This is a genomic window from Thermobifida cellulosilytica TB100, from assembly GCF_001517975.1.
Lineage (GTDB): Bacteria > Actinomycetota > Actinomycetes > Streptosporangiales > Streptosporangiaceae > Thermobifida > Thermobifida cellulosilytica.
Map to the genome: position 1 here is coordinate 411,869 of NZ_KQ950181.1, position 21,859 is coordinate 433,727.

The window sequence follows — 21,859 nt, forward strand, 5'->3', positions numbered from 1 at the left end:
CGGGCAGAGCGGCGGCCCCGCCCGGCGGTCCGCCCGCGGGCGCTCACCGGCGGCGGACCTGCGCTCCCGGGCTCCTGGGCCGGGGCGCGGAGGCCTCCGCCATCCCGGTGCGGCGTGCGACGAGGTCCAGCGCCTGCCTCAGGTATCCGGCGAACCTCGGATAGTTCTCGCTCATCGGGAAGTGCCCGATCTCCGTCATCTCGATGAACTCGGCCCCCGGGATCTGCTCGGCGGTGCGCCGGCCGGCCTCGGGCGGGGTGAGGTAGTCGTACGCCCCGGTCAGCATGACCACCGGGCAGCGCGAGGTGTCGATCTCCCCGCAGCGGCCCCTCAGGTCGTGGTCGACCGAGTAGAAGTAGAGGTCGCCCCGGAACGCCTCGGACCCCTGGGAGTAGTAGAACCAGGTGCGCCAGCGGTCGTGCTCCGGAGACTGGGGCGCCATCAGGTCCCACACGCCGCTCGCGCACACCTGCGCGGCGTTGGCGTGCGGGTGCTGCCACCAGTCGAGGAAGAAGCCGGGGGAGTGGTCGGCCGCCTCCACCGGGATGACCGCCCTGAACCGGTCGGGGTGGCGCAGCGCCAGTTGCAGGGCGACGTTGCCGCCGAAGGAGGAGCCCATGAAGATCGGCTCCTCCAGGCCGAGCGCGTCGCAGAAGGCCACGATGAACGCGACGTAGTGGTCGGCGGTGAGCCGGTACTCCTCCTTCCACCACTCCGTGTTCATCGGCGGGTCGGACTTGCCGTGCCGGGCCAGGTCGTAGGCGATGATCCGGTAGTCCCGGGTGAACTCCGGGTCCTCCAGGAGCCCCATCCACTGGTGGTTGTGGCATCCGGCGGTGTGCTGGCAGACCAGCGGCTGGCCGGTGCCGTTCTCCAGGTAGAAGACGCGGTAGCGCGCTCCCTCGACCTCGATGGTGACGTAGTGGCCGGTGACCGGGGAGATCTCTGTCTGCGTGGGCATGGGTGTGTCCTTCCGGGTCAGACCAGGGGGCCGGTGGTGCGCAGCAGTTCGATCTGCCGGGTCACGCAGCGCAGGTTCTGCATGAGCACCAGCAGGTCGCCCTCCAGGCGCATGTCGCGCCGGAAGGTGGCGGCCCAGATGCCGTGGAACATCGGGGCGGGGACCGGCCGTCCGAACTCCCGCCAGGTGTCGGCGCTGGCCCGGACGGCGAAGTCGTAGCCCTCCAGCGGCCCGGGATCGACGACCAGCTCCTCGATCTTCCCCCGGTGCATGCGGAACAGGAACGTCTTCTCCTCCATGTCCCACAGGAACGAACAGGAAAAGTACCTCCCGTGGGCCTGGATCTCCGGATCGGAGTCGCTGAGGCGGCGGAACTCCGCGACGGCGGACTCCGTGTCGGTCGTCGTGGTCATGGCGGTCCCTTCCCGGGTGACGGACAGGTGCGCGCCCCGAGCGGCAGGGCTACCTCGGGTGCTCTCCCCGGAGCGGGCAGATATACGGCGCTTGACGGTGACCTGCCCCTGGATCACCTGATTTTTGGGGCCTGTTTTGTACGGGGAGCCCGAACCGCCGCGGGGCCGCGGCCGACCGGGTAGCACCCCTGACGGGGCCTTCCGCGGCTTCCGCCGCCGACCGCGGGGCCGGACGGCCGGAAGAGCGGAACGGCCCCGCCGGAGAACGCGCCGGAGCGGACCGGACACCGGCAGGCCCCGGCGCGACGAACCGCACAGGACAGGGGGAGAGCAGTGGGTGAGACCGAGATCGTCGTCGAACCGGGCCGCCAGGACATCGTCATGACGCGCGTCTTCGACGCGCCCCGCGGCGCGGTGTTCCGTGCGCTCACCGACCCCGACCTCCTCACGCGGTGGTGGGGGCCCGGGGAGTTCGAGACCGTCGTGGACCACATGGACGCGCGCCCGGGAGGCTCCTGGCGGATGCGCCACCGCAGCGGCCGGGGCGAGGAGTACGCGTTCCACGGCGTCTTCCACGACGTCGCGGCCCCCGAGCGGATGGTGCAGACCTTCGAGTTCGAGGGCGCGCCCGGGCACGTGTCGCTGGAGACCGCCGTGCTGGAGGAGGTCGGCGGCGGGAGGACCCGGTACGTGGCCACCTCCGTCTTCCCGTCGACGGCCGAGCGTGACGCCATGGTCGGGTCGGGAATGGAGGAGGGCGCCCGCGAGAGCATGGACCGCCTCGCCGCTCTGGTGGAGAGCACCTGAGCGGACCACCGGAGGCGGGCCCGCCCGTCAGACGCCCAGCCGGTGGCGTTCGGCCAGGACGAGCCGCTGCTCCAGCGGAACGGCCGGATCGTCGAGTACGGACGGCCGGTACTCGCCGGCGTCCACGGCGCGCGCGTCCGCCTCCTTGGCGGCGCTGCGGCGCGCGAACGCGTCGAAGAGCAGGCGCTTGTGCTCCTGGAGCTCCCGGATCCGCTCGTCGACGCTCCCCCGGGCCAGCAGGTGGTGCACCTGGACCGTGCGCACCTGGCCCATCCGCAGGACGCGGGCGATCGCCTGCTCCTCGGCCCCCGGCGTCAGTTGCGGTTCGGCGATGACCACCACGGAGGCCGCCTGGATGTTGAGCCCCACCCCGCCGGCCTCGATCTGGCTGAGCAGGACGGCGGGACCGGGGTGGGCGGTGAACTCGTCGACGAGCTGCTGCCGCCGTCCCCCGGGCACCGAACCCGTCAGCGGTCCCAGGACCCGCAGGTCGGCCGGGTACGACCGGCTGTGGGAGCCGCACCCGGGGAAGAGGTGCCGCGACAGGCTGTCGAGGACCCCGCGGAAGTAGGAGAAGACGACCACCTTGCGCCGGTCGGCGAACGCCCCCTCCAGGATCTCGCGCAGCCGCTCCGTCTTCGCCGAGCCGGGAAGGCCGAACCCGTTCTGGCGCATGCGCATGAAGTGGCCCGCCGCGACCGCCCGGCGGTACTCGGCCTCGTCGTCGGAGGTGAGGTGCACCCAGGCGGGGACGTCGATCCTGTCGGGCAGCTCGGTGAGCACGTCCTCCTGGTTGCGGCGCAGGTACACGGACGCCACGGCACGCCGGAACGCCCGGGCGTCGGCGAATCCGTCGGCGCCCAGGCGGCGTGCCAGGGAAGGGCTCAGGTGGCCGACCAGGGAGCGGAACTCCTCGACCCGGTTCTGCATGGGGGTGCCGGTGAGGAAGAGGACGTGCTTCGTCCGGTCGCCCACCTCGCGGACGTTCGAGGAGCGCCGGGTGGCGGGGTTCTTCACGTAGTGGGCCTCGTCCACGACCAGCAGGGCGATCTGGGACTGCCGCACGCACTCCAGTCTGCCGAGGGTGTCGAAGGTGGTGACCGCGACGCCGCCGTCGCGCAGCCAGGCCCGTCCCGCGGCCTCGCGGTGGGGGCCGTGCAGGCTGTGGGCGGCCAGCAGGGTGTGCCGCTCGGTCTCCTTGATCCAGTTGACCTGCACGCTGGCGGGGCACACCACCAGGAAGTGCCGGTGCCCCTGGGCGGCGAGGTGGGCGACGGCCGCGAGGGCCTGCACGGTCTTGCCCAGCCCCATCTCGTCGCCGAGCATGCAGCGCCGCTGCCGCAGCGCGTACCGCGCGCCGAACGCCTGGTAGTTGCGGAGGACGAGGCCGGGGCGCAGCAGGCGGGTGTCCAGCCGGACCCTGGCGACCTCCCGGCGCAGCGGTTCGGGAACGAATCCGTAGGCCGCCTCGTCGACGGGAACGGCCGTGACGCTGCCGGGGGAGGGGCGCAGTCGGCCGGTCCCCGGCCGGTCCTCGGCGGCCTCGCGGCGCGGCTGCGCGGGAGCGAGTCCGTAGGCCGCCTCGTCGACGGGGAGGTCCGTGCCGCCGAGGGTGGAGAGCAGGGCGTTGAACGAGGCCGCGTCCGCCTCGTAGTCCCGCCACAGCCGCTGCTGCGCCGCCTCGTGGAAACGGGGGTCCGACCACTGCTCCGCCCGGACGAGGGCCGAGCGGAGCTGGAGCGCCCACGGCGAGGCGAGCAGGACCTCGAGGTGGAGCAGACAGGTCAGGGCGGCCTGCTTCGTGGCGCGGCGTGCAAAGAGCATCCGCCAGCGGCTGGTCGCGCGCCTGGCCGCTGCGAGCAGCGGGCCGAACAGTCGGGCGAGGCCCTGGAGGGGGTCGCGCAGTGCGGCCACGGCCTGGTCGGCACTGCGGATCGCGGCCAGGAGCGCCAGGAGCCGGGTCGAGTCGGGGGAGCGGTCGTCGGGAGTCAGCCGGATCCGCACTCCTCGCACGGTCTGCGCCTCGACGCGGCGTGCCGCGGCGAGGACCTGCCGGGCGGTGAGCGCTCCCACCCCGGGCAGGGCGAGCAGCGAGGGTTCCGGGAAGTACAGCACGGCGCCGACCGTGGTGAGCCCGGCCCGTTCCAGCGGACCGAGCCGCAGGCCCGGGGGTGCGACGGCACGCAGGTCGCCGAGAGGGCGCTGCCACAGCAGCGCGTCGGCCTGCTTGCGGACGAGGGAGGCGACCAGGTTCCGTGCGGCCTCGCGCAGCCGGTGCACCGCCGTCGGCAGCGCCTCCGCGCGGCCGACCAGCTCCTCGGCCGCGGCGATCGTCGCCCGCGCGGGCGCGCCGATCCGGGAGCGCGCCGCGTCCAGTGCGGTCGGCGGCGGGGGGTACAGCGGGGGAGGAGGGGGCGCGGGGGGAGCGGTCATGCCCTTCTCCGTGGCAGGGCGGGCGGTGGCGGGAGAGGACCCGGTGCGGGCGGTGCAGGGGCCAGGGTACTTCGGCGGCGGCCGACGGGAGGCGGGAACCGGAAACGGCGCCGCCGAGGGGATTGTGGAACCGAATCTGATTCGGTAATATCGCCGTACCTAGTCAGTTGGAAATCCAAACTCACGGGCTCGGATGGGGAGAACCGGGTTCGGCTGGTGAGTTGGAAAAACCAATCGAGGGAGGTTGTCATGCGCGACGCGGTGATCGTCGAAGCGGTCCGCACCCCGGTCGGCAGGGGCAAGCCCGGAGGGGCGCTCCACGGGGAGCACCCCGTGGACCTGCTGGCCCGCACCCTGCAGACGCTGGTGGAGCGGGCCGGGATCGACCCCGCCCTGATCGACGACGTCATCGCCGGGTGCGTGACCCAGGTGGGCGAGCAGGCGCAGAACATCGCCCGCACCGCGGTCCTGGCCGCCGGGTTCCCCGAGAGCGTGCCCGCCGTCACCGTCGACCGGCAGTGCGGCTCCTCCCAGCAGGCCGCGCACATCGCGGCCCAGGGGGTGATCAGCGGCGCCTACGACGTCGCGGTCGCCTGCGGGGTGGAGGCGATGTCGCGGGTGCCGATGGGCTCCAACGTGCCGCCCGGAGCCGACCCGCGGGGCGCCCTGCTGGCCGAGCGCTACCCCGACGGGCTGGTCGGACAGGGCATCAGCGCCGAACTGATCGCGGCCCGATGGAAGATCAGCCGCGAGGAGCAGGACGCCTACGCCCTGGAGTCGCACCGGCGCGCCACCGCGGCCTGGCAGCGCGGCGAGTTCGACCGGGAGGTCGCCTGGGGCGGCCGGTGGGACGAGAGCGTGCGCCCCACCACCTCGGCCGAGGCGCTGGCCGGGCTCAGGCCCGCCTACCACCACCCCGCCCTCGCCGAGCGCTTCCCCGAGATCGGCTGGACCGTCACCGCGGGCAACGCCTCGCCGATCAACGACGGCGCGGCGGCACTGCTCGTCATGGGCTCGGACGTGGCCCGGAGACTGGGACTGCGGCCGCGCGCCCGCTTCCACAGCTTCGCCGTGGCCGCCGACGACCCGCTGCTCATGCTCACCGCGATCACCCCGGCCACCGGCAAGGTCCTGGCCCGAGCCGGACTGAGCGTCGACGACATCGACCTGTTCGAGGTCAACGAGGCCTTCGCCTCGGTCGTGCTGGCCTGGCAGCGCGAGACCGGCGCCGACCTGGAGCGGGTGAACGTGCGCGGCGGCGCGATCGCGATCGGCCACCCCCTGGGGGCCAGCGGCGCCCGCATCATGACCACCCTGCTCCACCTGATGGAGGACCGCGGCGCCCGCTACGGCCTCCAGACCATGTGCGAGGCCGGGGGAATGGCCAACGCCACGATCCTGGAACTGCTCTGACCGCGGCCCGGCCGCAGGTCGCGGCGGCTGACCTAAGATGGGAGCATGGCGAAGCGCGTGGCCCCCCGCAAGTGCTCGGTTGCCGACACGCTCGAGTTGGTGGGCGACCGCTGGTCGCTGCTGGTCGTGCGCGAACTGAGCCACGGCTTCCACCGCTTCGACCAGATCGTGTACCACACCGGGGCCTCCCGCGACATCCTCGCCGCCCGGCTGCGCAAACTGGAGGCGGTCGGCATCATCAGGCGCAGGCTCTACAACGAGCACCCGCCGCGCTACGAGTACCGCCTCACCTCCGCCGGCTGGGAGCTGTGCGACGTGCTGCTGACCCTCATGAAGTGGGGGGACCGGCACCTCAACCCCGACAACCCGCCCCTGCGCTACCACCACTCCTGCGGCGAGGTCCTGGACCCGGTGGTGGTCTGCGCCCACTGCGGCGGCCCGGCCGTGCGCGGCGCCCACTCGCCGTTCGGCCCCGCGCTGGCCCAGGACTGATCCCCGGTATCGGCCCCGACTGCGGATTCCGCGTGCTGTCCGGGCCGGTGCCGGGGCGCGGTTTTCCGAGGCGGCGGGGGCGCTCGGCGTCCGTCCCCGGACCAGGGCGGCGGACCGTTCAGCGGGAGCCGACGCCCTCCCCCGAGGACGCCGACCCCCCGTCCTCGGCGACGCGCAGGGCCAGCAGGGCCACGTCGTCGTTGTCGGAGGGGCGGACGCGTTCGATGAGGCCCTGGCACAGGTCCGTGAGCGGGCCGCGCGCCAGTTCTGCGGCGTGGCGGCGCAGCGCGGCCAGGCCCGCGTCGATGGGGCGGGAGGGGGACTCGACCAGACCGTCGGTGTAGAGCACCACCGTGGCCGACGGCTCCAGCACGAGACTGGCGCTGTGGCGGCCGGCGGAGGGGTCGATGCCCAGCAGCAGGTCGCTGTCGTGGCCGAGGAAGCGGGCCCCGCCGTCGGAAGACACCAGCAGCGGCGGCGGATGCCCCGCATTGGTCCAGTGCAACCGCCAGGAACCGTTCGCGAGCCGGTCGATTCGGGTGAGCACCAGGGAGGCCATGGTGGGGACGCCGATGGCGGCCAGCGCCCGGTCCAGCCGGGAGACGATCACTCCGGGAGGCGACTCGAAGTCCCAGGCGAACGCGCGCAGCATGCTGCGGACCTCGGCCATGCGGGCCGCCGAGTGCAGGTCGTGGCCCATGACGTCGCCCAGCACCAGGGCGAGCGTGCCGTCGGGCAGCACGAACGCGTCGTACCAGTCGCCGCCGACCCGGGAGGAGTGCGGCGCGGGATGGTAGCGCGCCGCCAGAGCCATCCCCGGGACCCGGGGGAGCTGCGGCAGCAGATAGCGCTGCATCGCCTCGGCGACCCGGCGCTGCTGCTCGTAGTCGAGCGCCAGTCCCGCCTGGAGCGCGATGTCGTCGACCAGCATGATCTCGGTGGAGTCGAAGTCGGGGCGCTGCCCGGAGCGCCCCAGGGTCAGCACGCCCAGCACCTCGTCGCCCCGGCCGCGCAGTGGCGCGGCGATCGCCGAGCGCATGCCTGTTGCCTCGAACAGCCTGCGCTGCACCACCGCCATGTCCGAGTCCAGGGGGTCGGTGTAGTCGTCGGGGCTGAGCCGGGTCACGGGCGCTCCCATCAGCACCCGCGACAGCGGCATCACGGAGTGCGGGGACACCGATGGCAGCGGGCCCTCCAGTTCCTCGACGCGCACGTGCTGCTCGTCCTGGTAGTGCATCACGGCGACCCGCTGCAGGTCGCCGTCCTCGTTGATCAGGTCCACCACGGCCCAGTCGGCCAGGTACGGCAGGACCAGCCGCACCAGGCGGCGCAGCGTCTCCGCCATCTCCAGGTTGGAGGCCAGCACCGTGGTGGTCGCGGAGATCAGGGACAGGCTGTCGGCGAGGGCCGACAGCGCCGCCACGTGGTCGGCGGACTCCACCGAGCCGAGCGCCTTGGACTGCTCCGCGGCGCGCTCGTGGAACAGCACCGCCACCCCGGTCGACCCGTCGGCCAACTGGTACGGGGTGATCAGCCAGACCACCGGCAGCAGGGTCCCGTCGCCGCGCACGAACCACTTGCTGCCGCCGTGGCCGGCCCTCCCCCTGCGGAAGACCTTCATCAACTGGCACTGGGCGCGCGGCAGCGGGGTGCCGCCCGCCCCCCGGTGCAGCAGGTCGTGGGCGTTGCGGCCGACGAGGGACGCCGCCGGCCGGACGAGCAGCTCCTCCGCACGCGGGTTGACCGCGACGATCCGTTCCTGCTCGTCGGTCACGTACACGCCGACGTCCAGTCGGCTCAGGACCTTCGGGAGCAGCAGCGGGTCGGCCGTGGCCGGTCCGTCGGGGCGTCGGCGGTGCTCTGTCCGGTGCGTCATAAGGAACTCTCCGCGCGGGTGGGTCCGTTCCCCAACGCTGCCCAACTGCCCCCGCCGACGTGCGGTAACCCCGGCGGCCGCGGGGCGGTCCCGCCCCGCGGCCGGACCGCTAGCCGCAGTGCTCGTAGACGCTGACCCCGGACAGCTCGTCGTTGCCGACCTTGCCGTACGGGAAGTTGCCCGCCCGGTTCTTCGGGAAGAACGCCGCCGGGCGGGTGCCCGGGGCGTGGACGTGGAAGTAGCCGCAGAACCCGTAGGAGCCCCACGCGCTGGCCTGGTCGTTGAACCGCTGCGGGATGTAGTACAGGCCGGGCTCGACGAAGTAGAGGTGCCAGCCCTGGCGCTCGGCGCGGGACCCCCACGGGCCGTGCTCGGTCACGACCACGTAGGAGACGTGGTCCCAGTCGTCGTGGTCCCGGCCCCGGTCGCGGCCGCCGGCCGCGGAGTGCTCCCGCAGCGGCTGCAAGCACTCGGCGACGTCGATGTCCCCGCCGTCGGGCACGAAGGTCACCGCACAGCCCGGCAGGACCACCGGTGCGTTCTCGGTGTCGGCCGAGGCCGTGGACGCGCTGGTGGACAGCAGAGCACCGGCCAGCGCCCCGGTGAGGACGATCGTCGTGAGACGACGCATGACTCCCCCCAATGTCATGTCGTTTGGTGACTGTATAGTTACACAACGTATCTGTGTGGTGCAGTCTCCGGCACCGTGTCGGCTTTCGCGCGGGGGGAGCGGAAAGTCCTCGCTCAGGTCGGCGGGGCGGGCAGCAGACGCAGCACCGGCACTTCCGCCCCGGGGGCGGCCAGGTCGGCTCCGGCGACCACCACGAGTCCGGTCCCCGGGGGCACCGCCGCCGCGGCCTCCCCCGGAGGGAGGACCCGCCGGAAGCGGAACTCCGGCTCGGCGGACGCCTCCTCCGACGTCGCCGCGGTCTCCGCCGGGCCGGGCGGCCGGGCCACCGAGCGGCCGGTGCGGCCCACCGCCCGGCCGAAGTCGGCCTCCGCCACGGGGTCGTGCGGCGGGGGTTCGGGCGGCGGCCTGCCGGGGACCAGCCACAGCGTCGTCCCGGGGGTGCACAGCCCGGCCAGCAGCGCCACCGCGGCAGGGGCGTGCGGATCGGGGACAGGCACGGTCGCGTCGGCTCCGGCGGCCAGGCGGCGCACCGCCGCCACCTGCTCCGGCGGCGGGTCCGCCCAGTCCAGCAGGCCAAGGGCCGCGGCGAGCGGCAGCGGACCGTCCCCGGAGCGCCGCAGCGGCCAGCGGGGAAAGACCGGCGGCGGCCACACGTAGGGCAGGTCGGCGGGCACGTCGCCGAAGAGCGGCCGGTAGTGGTCGGGGTCCTTGCGGACCAGGGCGGAGCGGTGCGACCGGTGCAGCTCCTCGTCCCCCAGCCACGGCGGCAGCAGGTCGCGGGCGGCCAGGTCCGCCTCCCGCGGCACGCGGCCCCCGGTGAACTCCAGCAGCGCGGGCAGGACGGCGTCCGCGCGGCCCCGCAGCCGCCACTCGGCGCAGACCGCCACCCCGTAGGCCGCCAGCGCCGGGACGAAGCCCCGCCACATCGCCACGGCCGGGTGCCGCTGCCAGCCGTAGGAGGGCCACACCAGGGCGCGCAGGATCTGCAACGTCTCCACGCGCTGCTTGCCCAGACGGCGGTCGTCCAGGGCCGCGGCGCAGGCCGCGAAGGTGGGAAGCGGCAGGAAGGTCTGCATGCGCAGCCCCCTACCCGGTTGTGCACCGCACACCGGGCAAGGGGCCGCGGGGGAGGCGGTCGGCTCCGTACAGGGGTGCGGGAGGCGGAGCCGACCGTCCGGGGCTACTTCCCGCGGGAGGGCGCGAGTTTCGCCTCGGGGTCGCGCAGCGCCGCCTCGTCGGGGCGGACGCCCGCCTGGATGGCCATCCGAGCGTCGACCATCTGGCGCGGCGAGTCGATGCTCAGGTGGGCGGTGAGTCGGCCGTCGGGGGTCAGCCAGGCCGCGGACCACCGCTCCCCGCCGTCCCCGCGGACGACCAGGGTGTCGTCGGGGCCGTGGTGGCCGACGTACTGGATCTTGTGCCCGAACTGGTCGCTCCAGAAGTAGGGGATCGGGTCGTGCACGGGCAGCGGCTCCCCGCAGGACGGGTCGTGCAGCGCGACACCCGCGACGGTGCGCGCCGCCTCCCGGGCGTCGTCCCAGTGCTCGACGCGCAGCCGGGTGTTCCACCGCGGCGACCAGCGCACCGCCACGTCGCCGAGGGCGAGGACCCCCGGCAGCGAGGTGCGCAGGTGCTCGTCGACCACCACGCCCCGGTCCAGTTCGATGCCGGAGCCCTCCAGCCAGCCGGTGTCGGGGCGGACCCCGACACCCACCACGACGACGTCGGCGTCCACGTGGCCGCCGTCGGTCAGCCGGACCCCGGTCTCGGTGACCTCCGCGACCCCCGTGTCGAGCCGCAGGTCCACCTCCGACCACCAGGGCAGGAAGCGGGAGCCCACCGCCGGCCCCAGCGCGGCGGCCAGCGGCGCCGGTCCCGCCTCGACGCAGGTCACCGAGCAGCCCTGGCGCAGCGCCGCGGTGGCGACCTCGGCGCTGATCCAGCTCGCGCCCACCAGCACCACCCGCTGGCCGGGCTTCAGCTCGGCCCTGAGCCGGACCGCGTCGTCCACGGTGCGCACCGTGAACTGGCGGCCCGGACCGGGAAGCCGCACGGGGGAGGCGCCGGTGGCGATGACGAGCGTGTCGTAGGACAGTTCGCCCTCGCTGGTCCGCACCGTGCGGGAGGCGGGGTCCAGACCGGTGGCGGCGACGCCGAGACGCACGTCCACCGACAGCTCCGCGTAGTCGGTGGGGAAGGTGGAGTCGTGCTCCTCCTCCGTGAGCGCGGCCTTCGACAGCGGCGGCCGGTCGTAGGGCGGGTGCGGCTCGGCGCAGAGCATGACCAGCTCGCCCGTGTAGCCGCGGGAGCGGAGCTGCTCGCAGGTCCGGACCGCGGCCAGGCCGCCGCCCGCGATGACCATCCGTTCCATGTTCGGGACGTCCCTGTCAGTTCGGTCAGCCGATGACGGCTTCGGACTCGGGGAGCACGCGCTTGCCGGGGGTGAACCGGGCGGGGATGCTCCGGAAGCCCACGTTGGTCCCCTGGTCGTGGAAGTGCTTCAGAGCGTCGAAGTCGATCGTGTAGTCGGGCATGCGGGTGAGGATCTCCTGCAGCAGCCGCTTGGCCATCAGGCGGCCGAGGTGGGAGCCCGCGCACCGGTGGACGCCGATGCCGAAGGCGACGTGGCGGTTGGGCCACCGCCGGATGTCGATGGTGTCGGGGTTCTCGAACTGCTCCTCGTCGCGGTTGGCCGAGGCCCACGACAGCAGGACCCGGTCGCCCTTCTTCATCGGGCAGCCGTGGAACTCCACGTCGCGGGTGACGGTCCGGGCCAGCGCCTGGGTGGGGGAGAAGACGCGCAGGAACTCCTCGACCGCGCGGTCGAGCAGGCTCAGGTCGTCGATGAGCTCCTGGCGGACGTCGGGGTTCTTGGCCAGCCACACCAGGGCCTGGCTCACCAGCGAGGCCGTGGTGCCGGTGCCGCCGGAGACGAGCAGGTCGACGATGGCGAAGACCTCGTCGTCGGTGATCGGGCGGCCGTCGATCTCCTGGGCGACCAGGAAGCTGATGACGTCGTCGGTGGGCTGCTCGCGCCGGGCCCGGATGGTGTCCCACATCTGCTGGGCCAGGGCGGGCATCTCCACCTCGACGGCGTGGCGGAACGCCTCGCTGTCCTGGGGCTCGGCCAGGGTGGCGCGGTGGGCGTCGGCGTAGCGCTTCCAGTCCTTCACGGGCAGGCCCAGCCAGTCGATGGTGACGATCGCGGGCACGCCGATGACCGTGGTGAAGTCGCACTCGCCGGACTCGATGACGCTGTCGACGAAGGCGACGGTGTAGCGCTCGACCATCTCCGTCATCCGGTCCACCGCGGAGGGAGCGGTGATCCGGTTGACGATCTTGCGGTACTTGCGGAACTCCGGCGGGTCCACCTCGATGGGGATGTGGTGGTGCACCGGGGTCGGGGGGATGACGATCGCCAGGCCGTCGGTGCCGGCCGCCTCGCGGGTGGAGGAGAACAGGTCGTCGTCACGGGCCGCGTCGAACACGCTCTGGTAGTCCGACAGCACCCAGTAGCCGCCGTGAGCCTCGGTCCAGCCCCGCTTGTGGGACTGCCGCAGGGCTCGGTACGAGGCGACCGGGTCCGCCGCGTGCTCTGGTGAGTGGTGGTCGAAGTGGATCACCGGGCAACGCGTGGGGTTGCTCATGCTCAATACCCTTCCTGTAGTGCGCGGAAGTCCGTTGTGACCTGGGCGGCTGTCGTCTGTGACGAAGGCGCGTATTCATGTGATCTTTATTGCGGTCCTACTGATAATCGTTATACTGAAAATCATCGATGTCAAGACGGCTGGAGGACAGGAACTCCGGCTTCGAGGAGGGCAACATGCGCGTCCGAGTCGACGGAAAGCAGTGCCAGGGGCACGGCGTGTGCTACATGACCGCGCCCGACGTCTTCGCACCGCGCGAGGAGGACGGGCACGCCGAGGTGCTCCTCGACGAGGTGGGACCGGACCTGGAGGCGGCGGCGCGCGACGGCGCGGAGGCCTGCCCGGAGCGGGCCATCACCGTCGAGTAGCGGCCACGACTCCGCGGCGGGGCGTGTCCCGGAGCCGGGCCTCCGCGGGGCGCGGCCCCGGGACACGCCCCGGGGGCAGTGGATTCCGCAGATGGGGGCGGGTTCTATACTCCGGCAGACCGATGGCGGCCACGAGTGAGGGGGAAGTGGATGTTCGCTGTCTACGCCGAGAGTTTTTCGCCCGATGATCCGCTGTCCGCGCTGCGCCTGGGGGAGCGCCCCGAGCCCGAGCCGGCGGAGGACTGGGCGGTCGTCACGGTCCGGGCCGCGGCGCTCAACCACCACGACCTCTGGTCGCTGCGCGGTGTGGGCCTGCGCGAGGAGTACCTGCCGATGATCCTCGGCTGCGACGCCGCCGGCTACGACGAGGACGGCAACGAGGTGGTCGTCCACGCCGTCGTCGGCAGTGCCGACTGGACCGGCGACGAGACCCTCGACCCGGGCCGCACCCTGCTCAGCGAGCGCTACCAGGGCACCCTGGCCGAGAAGGTGGCCGTGCCCAGGAGCAACCTCGTCCCCAAGCCGAAGTCGCTGTCGTTCGAGGAGGCCGCCTGCCTGCCGACCGCGTGGCTGACCGCCTACCGGATGCTGTTCACCCAGGCCCAGCTCAAGCCGGGCGACAGCGTGCTGGTGCAGGGGGCGGGCGGCGGCGTGGCCACCGCGCTGATCGCCCTGGCCCGCGCCGCGGGGCTGCGGGTCTTCGCCACCAGCCGCGACGAGGCCAAGCGCAGGCGCGCCCTGGAGCTGGGCGCACACGAGGCCCTCGCCTCCGGTGAGCGCCTCCCGGTCAGGGTGGACGCCGTCATGGAGACCGTCGGCCGGGCCACCTGGTCGCACTCGATCCGGTCGCTGCGTCCGGGCGGCACCCTGGTGATCTCGGGGGCGACCTCGGGCGCCAACCCCGACGACGCCGAGCTGACCCGGATCTTCTTCAAGCAGTTGCGGGTGCTGGGCTCCACCATGGGCAGCCGCCGCGAGCTCGCCCAGTTGCTGGACTTCCTCGACGTCACCGGGGTGCGTCCGGTCATCCACGACACGATGCCGCTGGAGCGGGCGCGCGACGGCTTCGCGGCCATGGCCGAGGGGGAGCTGTTCGGCAAGATCGTCTTCACCCGGTGAGCGCCCGGCCCTGACCGAGTGCCTCCGGCGAGCCACGACCGTGTGGGCCGCCGCTCCTCACGGAGCGGCGGCCCACACGCTTTTCCCCGACGCGCCGACGCTGCGGCCGGGACCGCTCGTAACGAACGTGTTTCGCAACGTAGCAGGGAAAAGGTAAAATGAACTAACTATGCGTATCATTAGTCTATCTGGTGACGTCTGTGTCGCCGGAGGACCGACCGAGACGTGAGGTGCTTGCCATGGCACAGCCGCCGCTGCGGCCGCAGAAGACGGCGATGCTGGTCGCCCAGCAGATCGTCGCCGACATCAACCGACGGGGCAACACGGTGGGCGACCGGCTGCCCCCCGAACGGGTCATGCTCGACGAGTACTCCGTGGGGCGGGGGACCCTGCGCGAGTCGCTGCGCTTCCTGGAGCTCCAGGGGGTCATCTCGCTGCGCCCGGGTCCGGGCGGCGGCCCCGTCGTCCAGCAGCCGGACGCCAGCAGCCTGACCACCACGCTGACCCTGCTCATGCAGTTCGAGAAGGCGCCCTTCCGCACCATCACCGAGGCGCGCACCGCGCTGGAGCCCATGATGGCGCGGCTGGCCTCGGAGCGCATGAGCGACGAGAAGCTGGAAGAGCTCAAGCAGAGCCTGGACACCATGTACGACAACCTGGAGGACCAGGAGGTCTTCCTGGAGGAGAACAAGCGCTTCCACGACCTCATCGCCCACGGCTCCGGCAACGTGATGTTCGGCTACCTGGTGGACTCCCTGCTCGGCATCCTGGACGGCTCGGCCATCGGCATCGACTACCCCCAGTTCCGGCGCGCCGCGGTGCACAAGGCCCACCTGAGCATCTACGAGGCGATCGCCTCGCGCGACCCCGACGCCTCCGCCGAGGCGATGTCCCGGCACATCCAGGAGTACGTCCGCTACGCCGAGAAGAAGTTCCCCGACGTGCTCGACGCCCCCATCGTCTGGAGCTCCTGACCGCTGCTGTGGTGACGGCGACGCCGTCCCCCTCCCCAGGAGCAGCGTCGCCGGGGATCGCGCTGTGCCCAGATATAGACGAATGATCCAAATCATGATAAGAAATATTCATGTCAAAAGCGCGATCCAACGATGTGGTCATCGTCGACGCGGTGCGCACCGCCGCCGGTCGCGGCCGTGAGGGCGGAGCCCTCGCCGACGTTCACCCGGTGGACCTGCTCGCCCAGACCCTCCAGCAGTTGATCTCGCGCCACGACCTCGACCCGGGGACCGTGGACGACGTCATCATCGGCTGCGTGTCGCAGGTGGGCGAGCAGTCCGCGACACCGGGACGGATGGCCTGGCTGGGCGCCGGCTTCCCCACCCACGTCCCGGCCACCACGATCGACCGCAAGTGCGGCTCCAGCCAGCAGGCGGTCCACTTCGCCGCCCAGGGCATCATGGCCGGCTCCTACGACATCGTGGTCGCCGGCGGCGTGGAGTCGATGAGCCGCGTCGTCATGGGCTCCGCGCGCATGGGAGCCGACCCCTACGGCACCATGGTCGCCGAGCGCTACGCGCCCGGGCTGGTCTCCCAGGGAGTGGCGGCCGAGCTGGTCGCGGCACGCTGGAAGCTGGACCGCACCGCGCTGGACGAGTACTCCGTCCGCTCCCACCAACTGGCCGCCCGGGCCCAGGAGGCCGGCCAGTTCGACCGGGAGATCGTCCCGGTGCGCACCCCGGCCGGCGTCGTCGACCGCGACGAGACGATCCGCCCCGGCAGCACCGTCGAGAAGCTCGCCGGCCTCAAGACCGTCTTCGCCACCCACGAGCTGTCCGAGCGCTTCCCCGAGATCGACTGGAGCATCACCGCGGGCAACTCCTCGCAGATCACCGACGGGGCCAGCGCGCTGCTGCTGATGAGCCGTGCCAAGTGCGAGGAGCTCGGCTACACCCCGCGCGCCCGCGTCCACTCCATGGCGGTGTGCGGCGACGACCCGCTGCTCATGCTGACCGCTCCCATCCCGGCCACCCGCAAGGTCCTGGAGCGCTCTGGCCTGTCGCTGTCCGACATCGACCACGTCGAGATCAACGAGGCGTTCGCCCCCGTCCCCCTGGCCTGGCTCGCCGAGTTCGACGTCGACATCGCCAAGGTCAACCCGCGGGGCGGTGCGATCGCGCTCGGCCACCCGCTCGGCGCCTCGGGCGCGCGGCTGATGACCACGATGCTGCACGCGCTGGAGGACAACGACCAGCAGTTCGGCCTGCAACTGATGTGCGAGGCCGGGGGCATGGCCAACGCCACCATCATCGAACGCATCTGACAGCGACTTTCGGAGGAGACAGCGTGGACGTCAACGGAGCTTCCGTCGTGGTGACCGGAGGGGCCTCCGGTCTGGGCGCGGCGACCGCGGCGCGGCTGGCGAAGCAGGGGGCGCACGTGGTCATCGTCGACCTGCCCCAGTCGAAGGGAGCCGAGGTGGCCGAGCAGATCGGCGGGACGTTCGCCCCCGCGGACGTGACCGACCCCGCGGCGGTCGACGCGGCGCTCGACCGCGCCGAGGCCGCCGCCCCGCTGCGCGCTCTGGTGCACTGCGCCGGACGGGGCGCCACCGTGCGCGTGGTCGAGAAGGACGGCAGCCCCGGCTCCCTGGAGACCTACGAGGAGATCGTCCGGATCAACCTGTTCGGCACCTTCAACGTGCTGCGCCTGGCCGCCGCCCGCATGGCGAAGAACGAGGTCGTCGACGAGGAGCGGGGCGTGTGCGTGCTGACCGCCTCGGTCGCCGCCTACGAGGGCCAGATCGGGCAGATCCCCTACGCCTCCGCCAAGGCCGGCGTGGCCGGCATGACCATCGTCGCCGCCCGCGACCTGGCCTCCAAGAAGATCCGGGTCGCCACGATCGCCCCGGGCGTGTTCGACACCCCCATCCTCAGCCGCTTCTCCCAGGAGATCCGCGACGCCCTCGGCCGGTCGGTGCCGCACCCCAACCGCCTGGGCCACGTCGACGAGTACGCCATGCTCGCCCAGCACATCATCGAGAACAAGATGCTCAACGGCGAGGTCATCCGCCTGGACGGCGCCCTGCGCATGAGCGCGCGCTGAGGACACCGGACCCGCCCGCCCCGGCGGGCAGCAGGAGAGAGAACCCAAGATGAGCAGCACCACCAACGACGACGCACCCGAGCTCCTCGTCGAGGAACGCGGGCGGGTGCTCGTGCTCACCATGAACCGCCCCCGGGCCCGCAACGCGATGTCGCAGGCGATGGCCTTCCAGATCGCCGAGGCCCTGGAGACCCTGGACAGCCGACCCGACCTCAGCGTCGGCGTCATCACCGGGGCGGGCGGCACGTTCTGCGCGGGGATGGACCTCAAGGGCTTCGCCCGCGGTGAGCGGCCGATCGTGCCGGGCCGCGGGTTCGCCGGACTGGTGCAGCAGCCGCCGAAGAAGCCGCTCATCGCGGCGGTGGAGGGCTACGCCCTGGCCGGGGGCTTCGAGATCGTGCTCTCGTGCGACCTGATCGTGGCCTCCTCGGAGGCCAAGTTCGGCCTGCCCGAGGTCAAGCGCGGCCTCACCGCCGCCGCGGGCGGCCTGCTGCGCCTGCAGCACCGCATCCCCTACCACCTGGCCATGGAGCTCGTCCTCACCGGCCGGATGTGGCCGGCCACCGAGGCCGCCGAGGTGCGCCTGGTCAACCGGCTCACCGAGCCCGGCAAGGCGTTCGAGGCCGCGCTCGACCTCGCGGAGGAGGTCGCCGCCAACGCGCCCCTCGCCCTGGCCGCCTCCAAGCAGGTGCTGGTCAACTCGGTGGACTGGCCGCTGGACACCCAGTTCGAACGCCAGGAGGAGTACGTCGACCCGGTGCGCAAGTCGGCGGACGCCAAGGAGGGCGCGCTCGCGTTCGTCGAGAAGCGCGAGCCGCGCTGGACCGGCCGGTAGCTCCGACCCGGGGCGCGCCGCCGCGCTGTTTCGCCCGTCTCCACGCATGCCGGGGGCGTCCCGACACGGGGCGCCCCCGGCATGTTGTGGCGTCTGAGGAGGATCGGAACCCAACATTCCCATAATTGCTGATCAACATAACAATGATTATGGTACGCTGATCTCCAATGCCGGAGGTGTGCGACGGTCCCGCCGGCGCCTCCCGGGGGTGCCCGTCCCGGGGTGGCTCGCGGGCGGGGTCGGCGGGGCGTACGGCTTTCCGGTGCCCCCGGGGCTGCAGAGGGCTGCTTCGGAGGCGGGTTGCGGTGGCGGCGCGGCGGCTGTTGACCCGGGGACTGCTGGATGCTGAAATCTAGTATAATGATTAACCAAGACCGGAAGGGGGTAGCCCCATGACGGCCAGACCCGTCGATGAGTACACGGAGATCCGTGAACTTGCTGCGAAGGTCGCCCGCGAGGTGTACGGGCCGATCGCCGAGCAGTTGGACGTCGAGCGCAAGCCGATCTCGCGCGAGGAGCGGCTCCGCCTGGGCGAGCTCGGGTTCCTCGGTATCGCCCACCAGGAGCGCTACGGCGGCGCCGGTGCGCCGCTGGCCCAGGCGCTGGCGGTGATCGAGGAGTTCGGCCGGGTCTGCCGGCCGGCCGCCTTCCAGATCTTCGAGGCCAACACCGGACCGGCCCAGGTGATCAACTACCTGGGCACCGAGGAGCAGCGCGAGCGCTGGCTCCCCGACATCATCTCCGGTGCCAAGACCATGGCCGTCGCCATCTCCGAGCCCGACGCCGGCTCCGCCGCGACCGACATGCGCACCACGGCCCGCCCCTCCGGCGACGGCTACGTCATCACCGGCACCAAGCGCTGGATCTCCAACGGCGGCGAGGCCGACCAGTACCTCGTCTACGCCCGGCTCAACGACGAGCCCGGCTCCCGGGCGATCGGCGCGCTCGTCGTCGACAAGGGCACCCCCGGTCTCAGCTTCGGCCCCCCCGAGCGGCTCATGGGCTTCCGCGGCATCCCCTCGGCCGACGTCATCCTCGACGAGGTGTGGGTGCCCAAGGAGAACCTGGTCGTCCCCGCGGGCGGTTTCGGCAAGCTGTTCGGCGTCTTCTCCATCGAGCGCCTGGGCAACACCACGATGAGCCTGGCCATCGGCCAGGAGGCGCTGGACCGGACCATCAAGTACGTCCAGGAGCGCGAGCAGTTCGGCAAGCAGCTCATCGAGTTCCAGAGCGTCCAGCTCACCCTGGCCGACATGGTGATGCAGGTCGACTCCTCGCGGCTGTTGCAGCAGCGCGCCGCGGCCAGCGCCGAGGGCGGCAAGCTGCCCGACCCGCTGCTGGTCTCCCTGGCCAAGTGCTCCGCCAACGAGATGGCCAAGCGGGTCACCGACCTGGCCATGCAGTTGCACGGCGGAAACGGGTACACGGAGGAGTACGGCCTGGAGCGGCTGCACCGCGACGCCCACGGCTGGGCCATCGCGGGCGGCACGCCGAACATGCAGCGCATGCGCATCGTCTCCGAGCTGCTGGGCCGCAAGTTCAACCAGCGCCGCTGAGCCGTCCGGCGGCGGCCTCCGGCGGGCGGACGGCCCGCCGACCGCACCCGGGGGAGCCGCCGGACCGGCCCGGACCGTTTCAGCACACCGCTTCGAGGGAGAAGGCGATCGTGGAAGAGGGGCAGTTGTTCGACCTGGGTCCGCGCCACCGCGAGATCCAGCAGCTCGCGCGTTCCGTGGCCGAGCGGGTCGAGGAGTTCGCCGACGAGGCGGACGCCGCAGTGGAGGTGCACGAGGGCGTGGCCGAGGTGCTGCGCGACAGCGGCCTGGCGCGCCAGGTGGTGCCCGCGGCCTACGGGGGTGAGAGCGACGTCCTCGACCCGCTCGCGATCGCCGTCGTGCGCGAGGCGCTCATGTACACCTCGGCCCACCTGGACTCGCTGTTCGGCATGCAGGGGGTGGGCAGCTACTCGCTCACCGTCGGCGGCACCGAGGAGCTCAAGCGCGAGTGGCTGCCCCGGGTGGCGCGCCTGGAGGCGATCGCCGGGCTCGCCCTGACCGAGCCGGACATCGGCTCCGACCTGCGCGGCGTCACCACGACGATCCAGGCCACCGCCGCGGGCGTGCGGGTCGACGGCCGCAAGTCGTTCATCACCAACGGCGGCGCCGCCGACTTCTACTGCGTCCTCGGCCGCGAGGGCGAGGGCTACTCCATGGTGCTGGTCCCCGCCGACGCGCCGGGCCTCACCGTGCGGCGCGGCGACGACCTGATCGCCCCCCACATCCTGGGCGAGCTGCACTTCGACGGCGTCGAGGTGCCCGAGAACCACCGCCTGGGCGTTCCCGGCAAGGCGTTCTCCCTGATGTTGCAGACCCTGGCGGTGTTCCGGGTGACCGTGGCGGGCTCGGCGGTCGGCCTGGCCCAGGCCGCCCTGGACGAGGCCCTGCGCCACGCCCGGAACCGCAAGCAGTTCGGCCGCCCGCTGCTGGAGCTGGGCGCGGTCTCGCAGAGCCTGGCCCTGTCGTGGAGCGAGGTCGAGACGGCCCGGGCCATCACCTACCGGGCGGCGGCGCTGGCCAAGAGCGACCCGCTGGGCCACCTGGACTACTCTTCGATCGCCAAGGTCAGCGCCACGGAGGCCGCCGGAAGGGTGGTCGACCGCTCGGTGCAGACCATGGGGCGCTTCGGGCTGGTCCGCGGCTCCAAGATCGAACGCCTCTACCGGAACGCGCGTCCGCTGCGCATCTACGAGGGGGCCACCGAGGTGCTGCTCGACTCCCTGGCCCGCCGACTCGCCAAGCAGCGCGGCTGACCCCGCCGCGGCAACCGCCCCGGACCGTGTGGCCTGGGCCGGGGACACCCTTGACCTACATCACATAAACCATTATGATGATTAGAAGTAATAGGGTGCGCGGATTGTGTGAGCCGCGGTGGACGCAGGACGGCGCACCCCCGCCGGTGCGCCCCGCACGACGACCAGGCCGAACAAACCACTGTTGGGAAAGGACGCGATAATGCGCCGTTTTGAAGGACGTGTCGCCGCCATCGTCGGTGGCGGATCCGGCATGGGCCGTGCCATCTCGCACCGCCTGGCCTCCGAGGGAGCCACCGTCTACGTGGCCGACCTCAGCGAGGACGCGGCGCGCAAGGTCGCCGAGGAGATCACCACCGCGGGCGGCAAGGCGACCCCGGTCCAGGTCGACGCCACCGACAACGACAGCCTCAAGGCGCTGTTCGACCGCATCCGCTCCGAGCACGGCGTCCTGCACGTCCTGCACGCCCAGGTCGGCATGCCCGGCCCGGCCGGCATCGAGACCGACGACGCCCAGTGGCAGAAGAACATCGACGTCAACATCAAGAGCGCCTACTACACCTGCACCCTCGGCTACGACCTGCTCAAGGCCGCCGAGGGCAAGGGGTCGATCACCATGACCTCCTCCACCTCGGCGCTCGTCGGCTCCCCCTTCAGCCCGCTCTACTCGCTGACCAAGGGCGCCCTCGTCCCCTTCACCCGCGCCCTCGCCCTCAAGGGGGCCCCCGACGGCATCCGTGTCAACGTGATCTGCCCCGGGACCGTGCAGACCCCCATGCTCGCCCAGTTCTTCGGCCGTGAGCCGGGGGCCGACGTCTCCGAGCTGACCAAGGACTTCATCAGCGGCATCCCGCTCGGCCGCGGCGCCCAGCCCGAGGAGATCGCCTCCGTCATCGCCTTCCTCGCCAGCGACGACGCGAGCTACGTCACCGGCGTCACCATCCCCGTCGACGGCGGGCTGACCGCCAAGTAGCGACTGGACACCGACCCGCCCG

20 protein-coding genes are annotated in these 21,859 nt (G+C 72.3%); 12 read left to right on the top strand and 8 right to left on the bottom strand.

The window, feature by feature from the left end; genetic code table 11:
• Positions 1–43: 43 nt before the first annotated feature.
• Positions 44–961 (bottom strand): alpha/beta fold hydrolase, encoded by a 918-nt coding sequence (locus AC529_RS08140; protein WP_068755229.1) that lies wholly within the window; start codon positions 959–961, stop codon positions 44–46.
• A gap of 17 nt (positions 962–978) precedes the next feature.
• A complete protein-coding gene (locus AC529_RS08145; RefSeq protein ID WP_068755232.1) occupies positions 979–1,374 on the bottom strand; it encodes a hypothetical protein in 396 nt (131 codons plus the stop codon).
• 333 nt (positions 1,375–1,707) lie between these two features.
• On the opposite strand from AC529_RS08145, the gene AC529_RS08150 reads away from it, so the two are divergent.
• Positions 1,708–2,181: an SRPBCC family protein gene (locus tag AC529_RS08150; RefSeq protein WP_068755234.1), complete on the top strand. Its 474-nt coding sequence runs from the start codon at positions 1,708–1,710 to the stop codon at positions 2,179–2,181.
• A 27-nt stretch (positions 2,182–2,208) separates the two neighbouring features.
• Here the strand turns inward: AC529_RS08150 and AC529_RS08155 are convergent, their stop codons facing one another.
• Complete coding sequence (locus AC529_RS08155; protein WP_068755236.1) at positions 2,209–4,614, bottom strand: DEAD/DEAH box helicase; 2,406 nt, start codon at positions 4,612–4,614, stop codon at positions 2,209–2,211.
• 249 nt (positions 4,615–4,863) lie between these two features.
• Here AC529_RS08155 and AC529_RS08160 point away from each other — a divergent pair, with 249 nt between their 5' ends.
• On the top strand, positions 4,864–6,027 hold the full coding sequence (locus AC529_RS08160; protein WP_068755237.1) for a thiolase family protein: 1,164 nt from the start codon (positions 4,864–4,866) through the stop codon (positions 6,025–6,027).
• Between the two features lie 45 nt (positions 6,028–6,072).
• The gene (locus tag AC529_RS08165; RefSeq protein ID WP_068755239.1) at positions 6,073–6,519 is read left to right on the top strand and encodes a winged helix-turn-helix transcriptional regulator; all 447 of its coding nucleotides are present in this window, start codon (positions 6,073–6,075) and stop codon (positions 6,517–6,519) included.
• 118 nt (positions 6,520–6,637) lie between these two features.
• Here the strand turns inward: AC529_RS08165 and AC529_RS08170 are convergent, their stop codons facing one another.
• The 5 genes from AC529_RS08170 to AC529_RS08190 form a co-directional block, all read right to left on the bottom strand.
• Positions 6,638–8,395 (bottom strand): SpoIIE family protein phosphatase, encoded by a 1,758-nt coding sequence (locus tag AC529_RS08170; protein ID WP_068755241.1) that lies wholly within the window; start codon positions 8,393–8,395, stop codon positions 6,638–6,640.
• 109 nt (positions 8,396–8,504) lie between these two features.
• A complete protein-coding gene (locus AC529_RS08175) occupies positions 8,505–9,026 on the bottom strand; it encodes a hypothetical protein (RefSeq protein WP_068755244.1) in 522 nt (173 codons plus the stop codon).
• Between the two features lie 113 nt (positions 9,027–9,139).
• A complete protein-coding gene (locus AC529_RS08180; protein ID WP_068755246.1) occupies positions 9,140–10,102 on the bottom strand; it encodes an MSMEG_6728 family protein in 963 nt (320 codons plus the stop codon).
• Positions 10,103–10,206: 104 nt separating this feature from the next.
• The gene (locus AC529_RS08185) at positions 10,207–11,397 is read right to left on the bottom strand and encodes an NAD(P)/FAD-dependent oxidoreductase (protein ID WP_068755247.1); all 1,191 of its coding nucleotides are present in this window, start codon (positions 11,395–11,397) and stop codon (positions 10,207–10,209) included.
• 25 nt (positions 11,398–11,422) lie between these two features.
• A complete protein-coding gene (locus tag AC529_RS08190; RefSeq protein WP_068755249.1) occupies positions 11,423–12,673 on the bottom strand; it encodes a cytochrome P450 in 1,251 nt (416 codons plus the stop codon).
• Between the two features lie 128 nt (positions 12,674–12,801).
• On the opposite strand from AC529_RS08190, the gene AC529_RS08195 reads away from it, so the two are divergent.
• From AC529_RS08195 to AC529_RS08235, 9 genes are all read left to right on the top strand, one after another.
• Positions 12,802–13,041 carry a ferredoxin gene (locus AC529_RS08195; protein ID WP_232306633.1) on the top strand — a complete coding sequence of 80 codons (240 nt, stop codon included), beginning with the start codon at positions 12,802–12,804 and terminating at the stop codon, positions 13,039–13,041.
• Positions 13,042–13,191: 150 nt separating this feature from the next.
• The gene (locus tag AC529_RS08200; RefSeq protein ID WP_068755250.1) at positions 13,192–14,160 is read left to right on the top strand and encodes a zinc-binding dehydrogenase; all 969 of its coding nucleotides are present in this window, start codon (positions 13,192–13,194) and stop codon (positions 14,158–14,160) included.
• A gap of 239 nt (positions 14,161–14,399) precedes the next feature.
• Positions 14,400–15,134, top strand: coding sequence for a FadR/GntR family transcriptional regulator (locus AC529_RS08205; protein ID WP_068755252.1), 735 nt, complete (start codon positions 14,400–14,402; stop codon positions 15,132–15,134).
• Between the two features lie 110 nt (positions 15,135–15,244).
• Positions 15,245–16,438 (top strand): thiolase family protein, encoded by a 1,194-nt coding sequence (locus AC529_RS08210; protein WP_068755254.1) that lies wholly within the window; start codon positions 15,245–15,247, stop codon positions 16,436–16,438.
• 23 nt (positions 16,439–16,461) lie between these two features.
• The gene (locus AC529_RS08215; RefSeq protein ID WP_068755256.1) at positions 16,462–17,220 is read left to right on the top strand and encodes an SDR family NAD(P)-dependent oxidoreductase; all 759 of its coding nucleotides are present in this window, start codon (positions 16,462–16,464) and stop codon (positions 17,218–17,220) included.
• A gap of 49 nt (positions 17,221–17,269) precedes the next feature.
• Positions 17,270–18,055 (top strand): crotonase/enoyl-CoA hydratase family protein, encoded by a 786-nt coding sequence (locus AC529_RS08220; RefSeq protein ID WP_068755257.1) that lies wholly within the window; start codon positions 17,270–17,272, stop codon positions 18,053–18,055.
• A 392-nt stretch (positions 18,056–18,447) separates the two neighbouring features.
• Positions 18,448–19,611, top strand: coding sequence for an acyl-CoA dehydrogenase family protein (locus AC529_RS08225; protein WP_068755259.1), 1,164 nt, complete (start codon positions 18,448–18,450; stop codon positions 19,609–19,611).
• 110 nt (positions 19,612–19,721) lie between these two features.
• Complete coding sequence (locus tag AC529_RS08230) at positions 19,722–20,864, top strand: acyl-CoA dehydrogenase family protein (protein ID WP_232306634.1); 1,143 nt, start codon at positions 19,722–19,724, stop codon at positions 20,862–20,864.
• A gap of 202 nt (positions 20,865–21,066) precedes the next feature.
• Positions 21,067–21,837, top strand: coding sequence for an SDR family NAD(P)-dependent oxidoreductase (locus tag AC529_RS08235; protein ID WP_068755262.1), 771 nt, complete (start codon positions 21,067–21,069; stop codon positions 21,835–21,837).
• Positions 21,838–21,859: the final 22 nt, after the last annotated feature.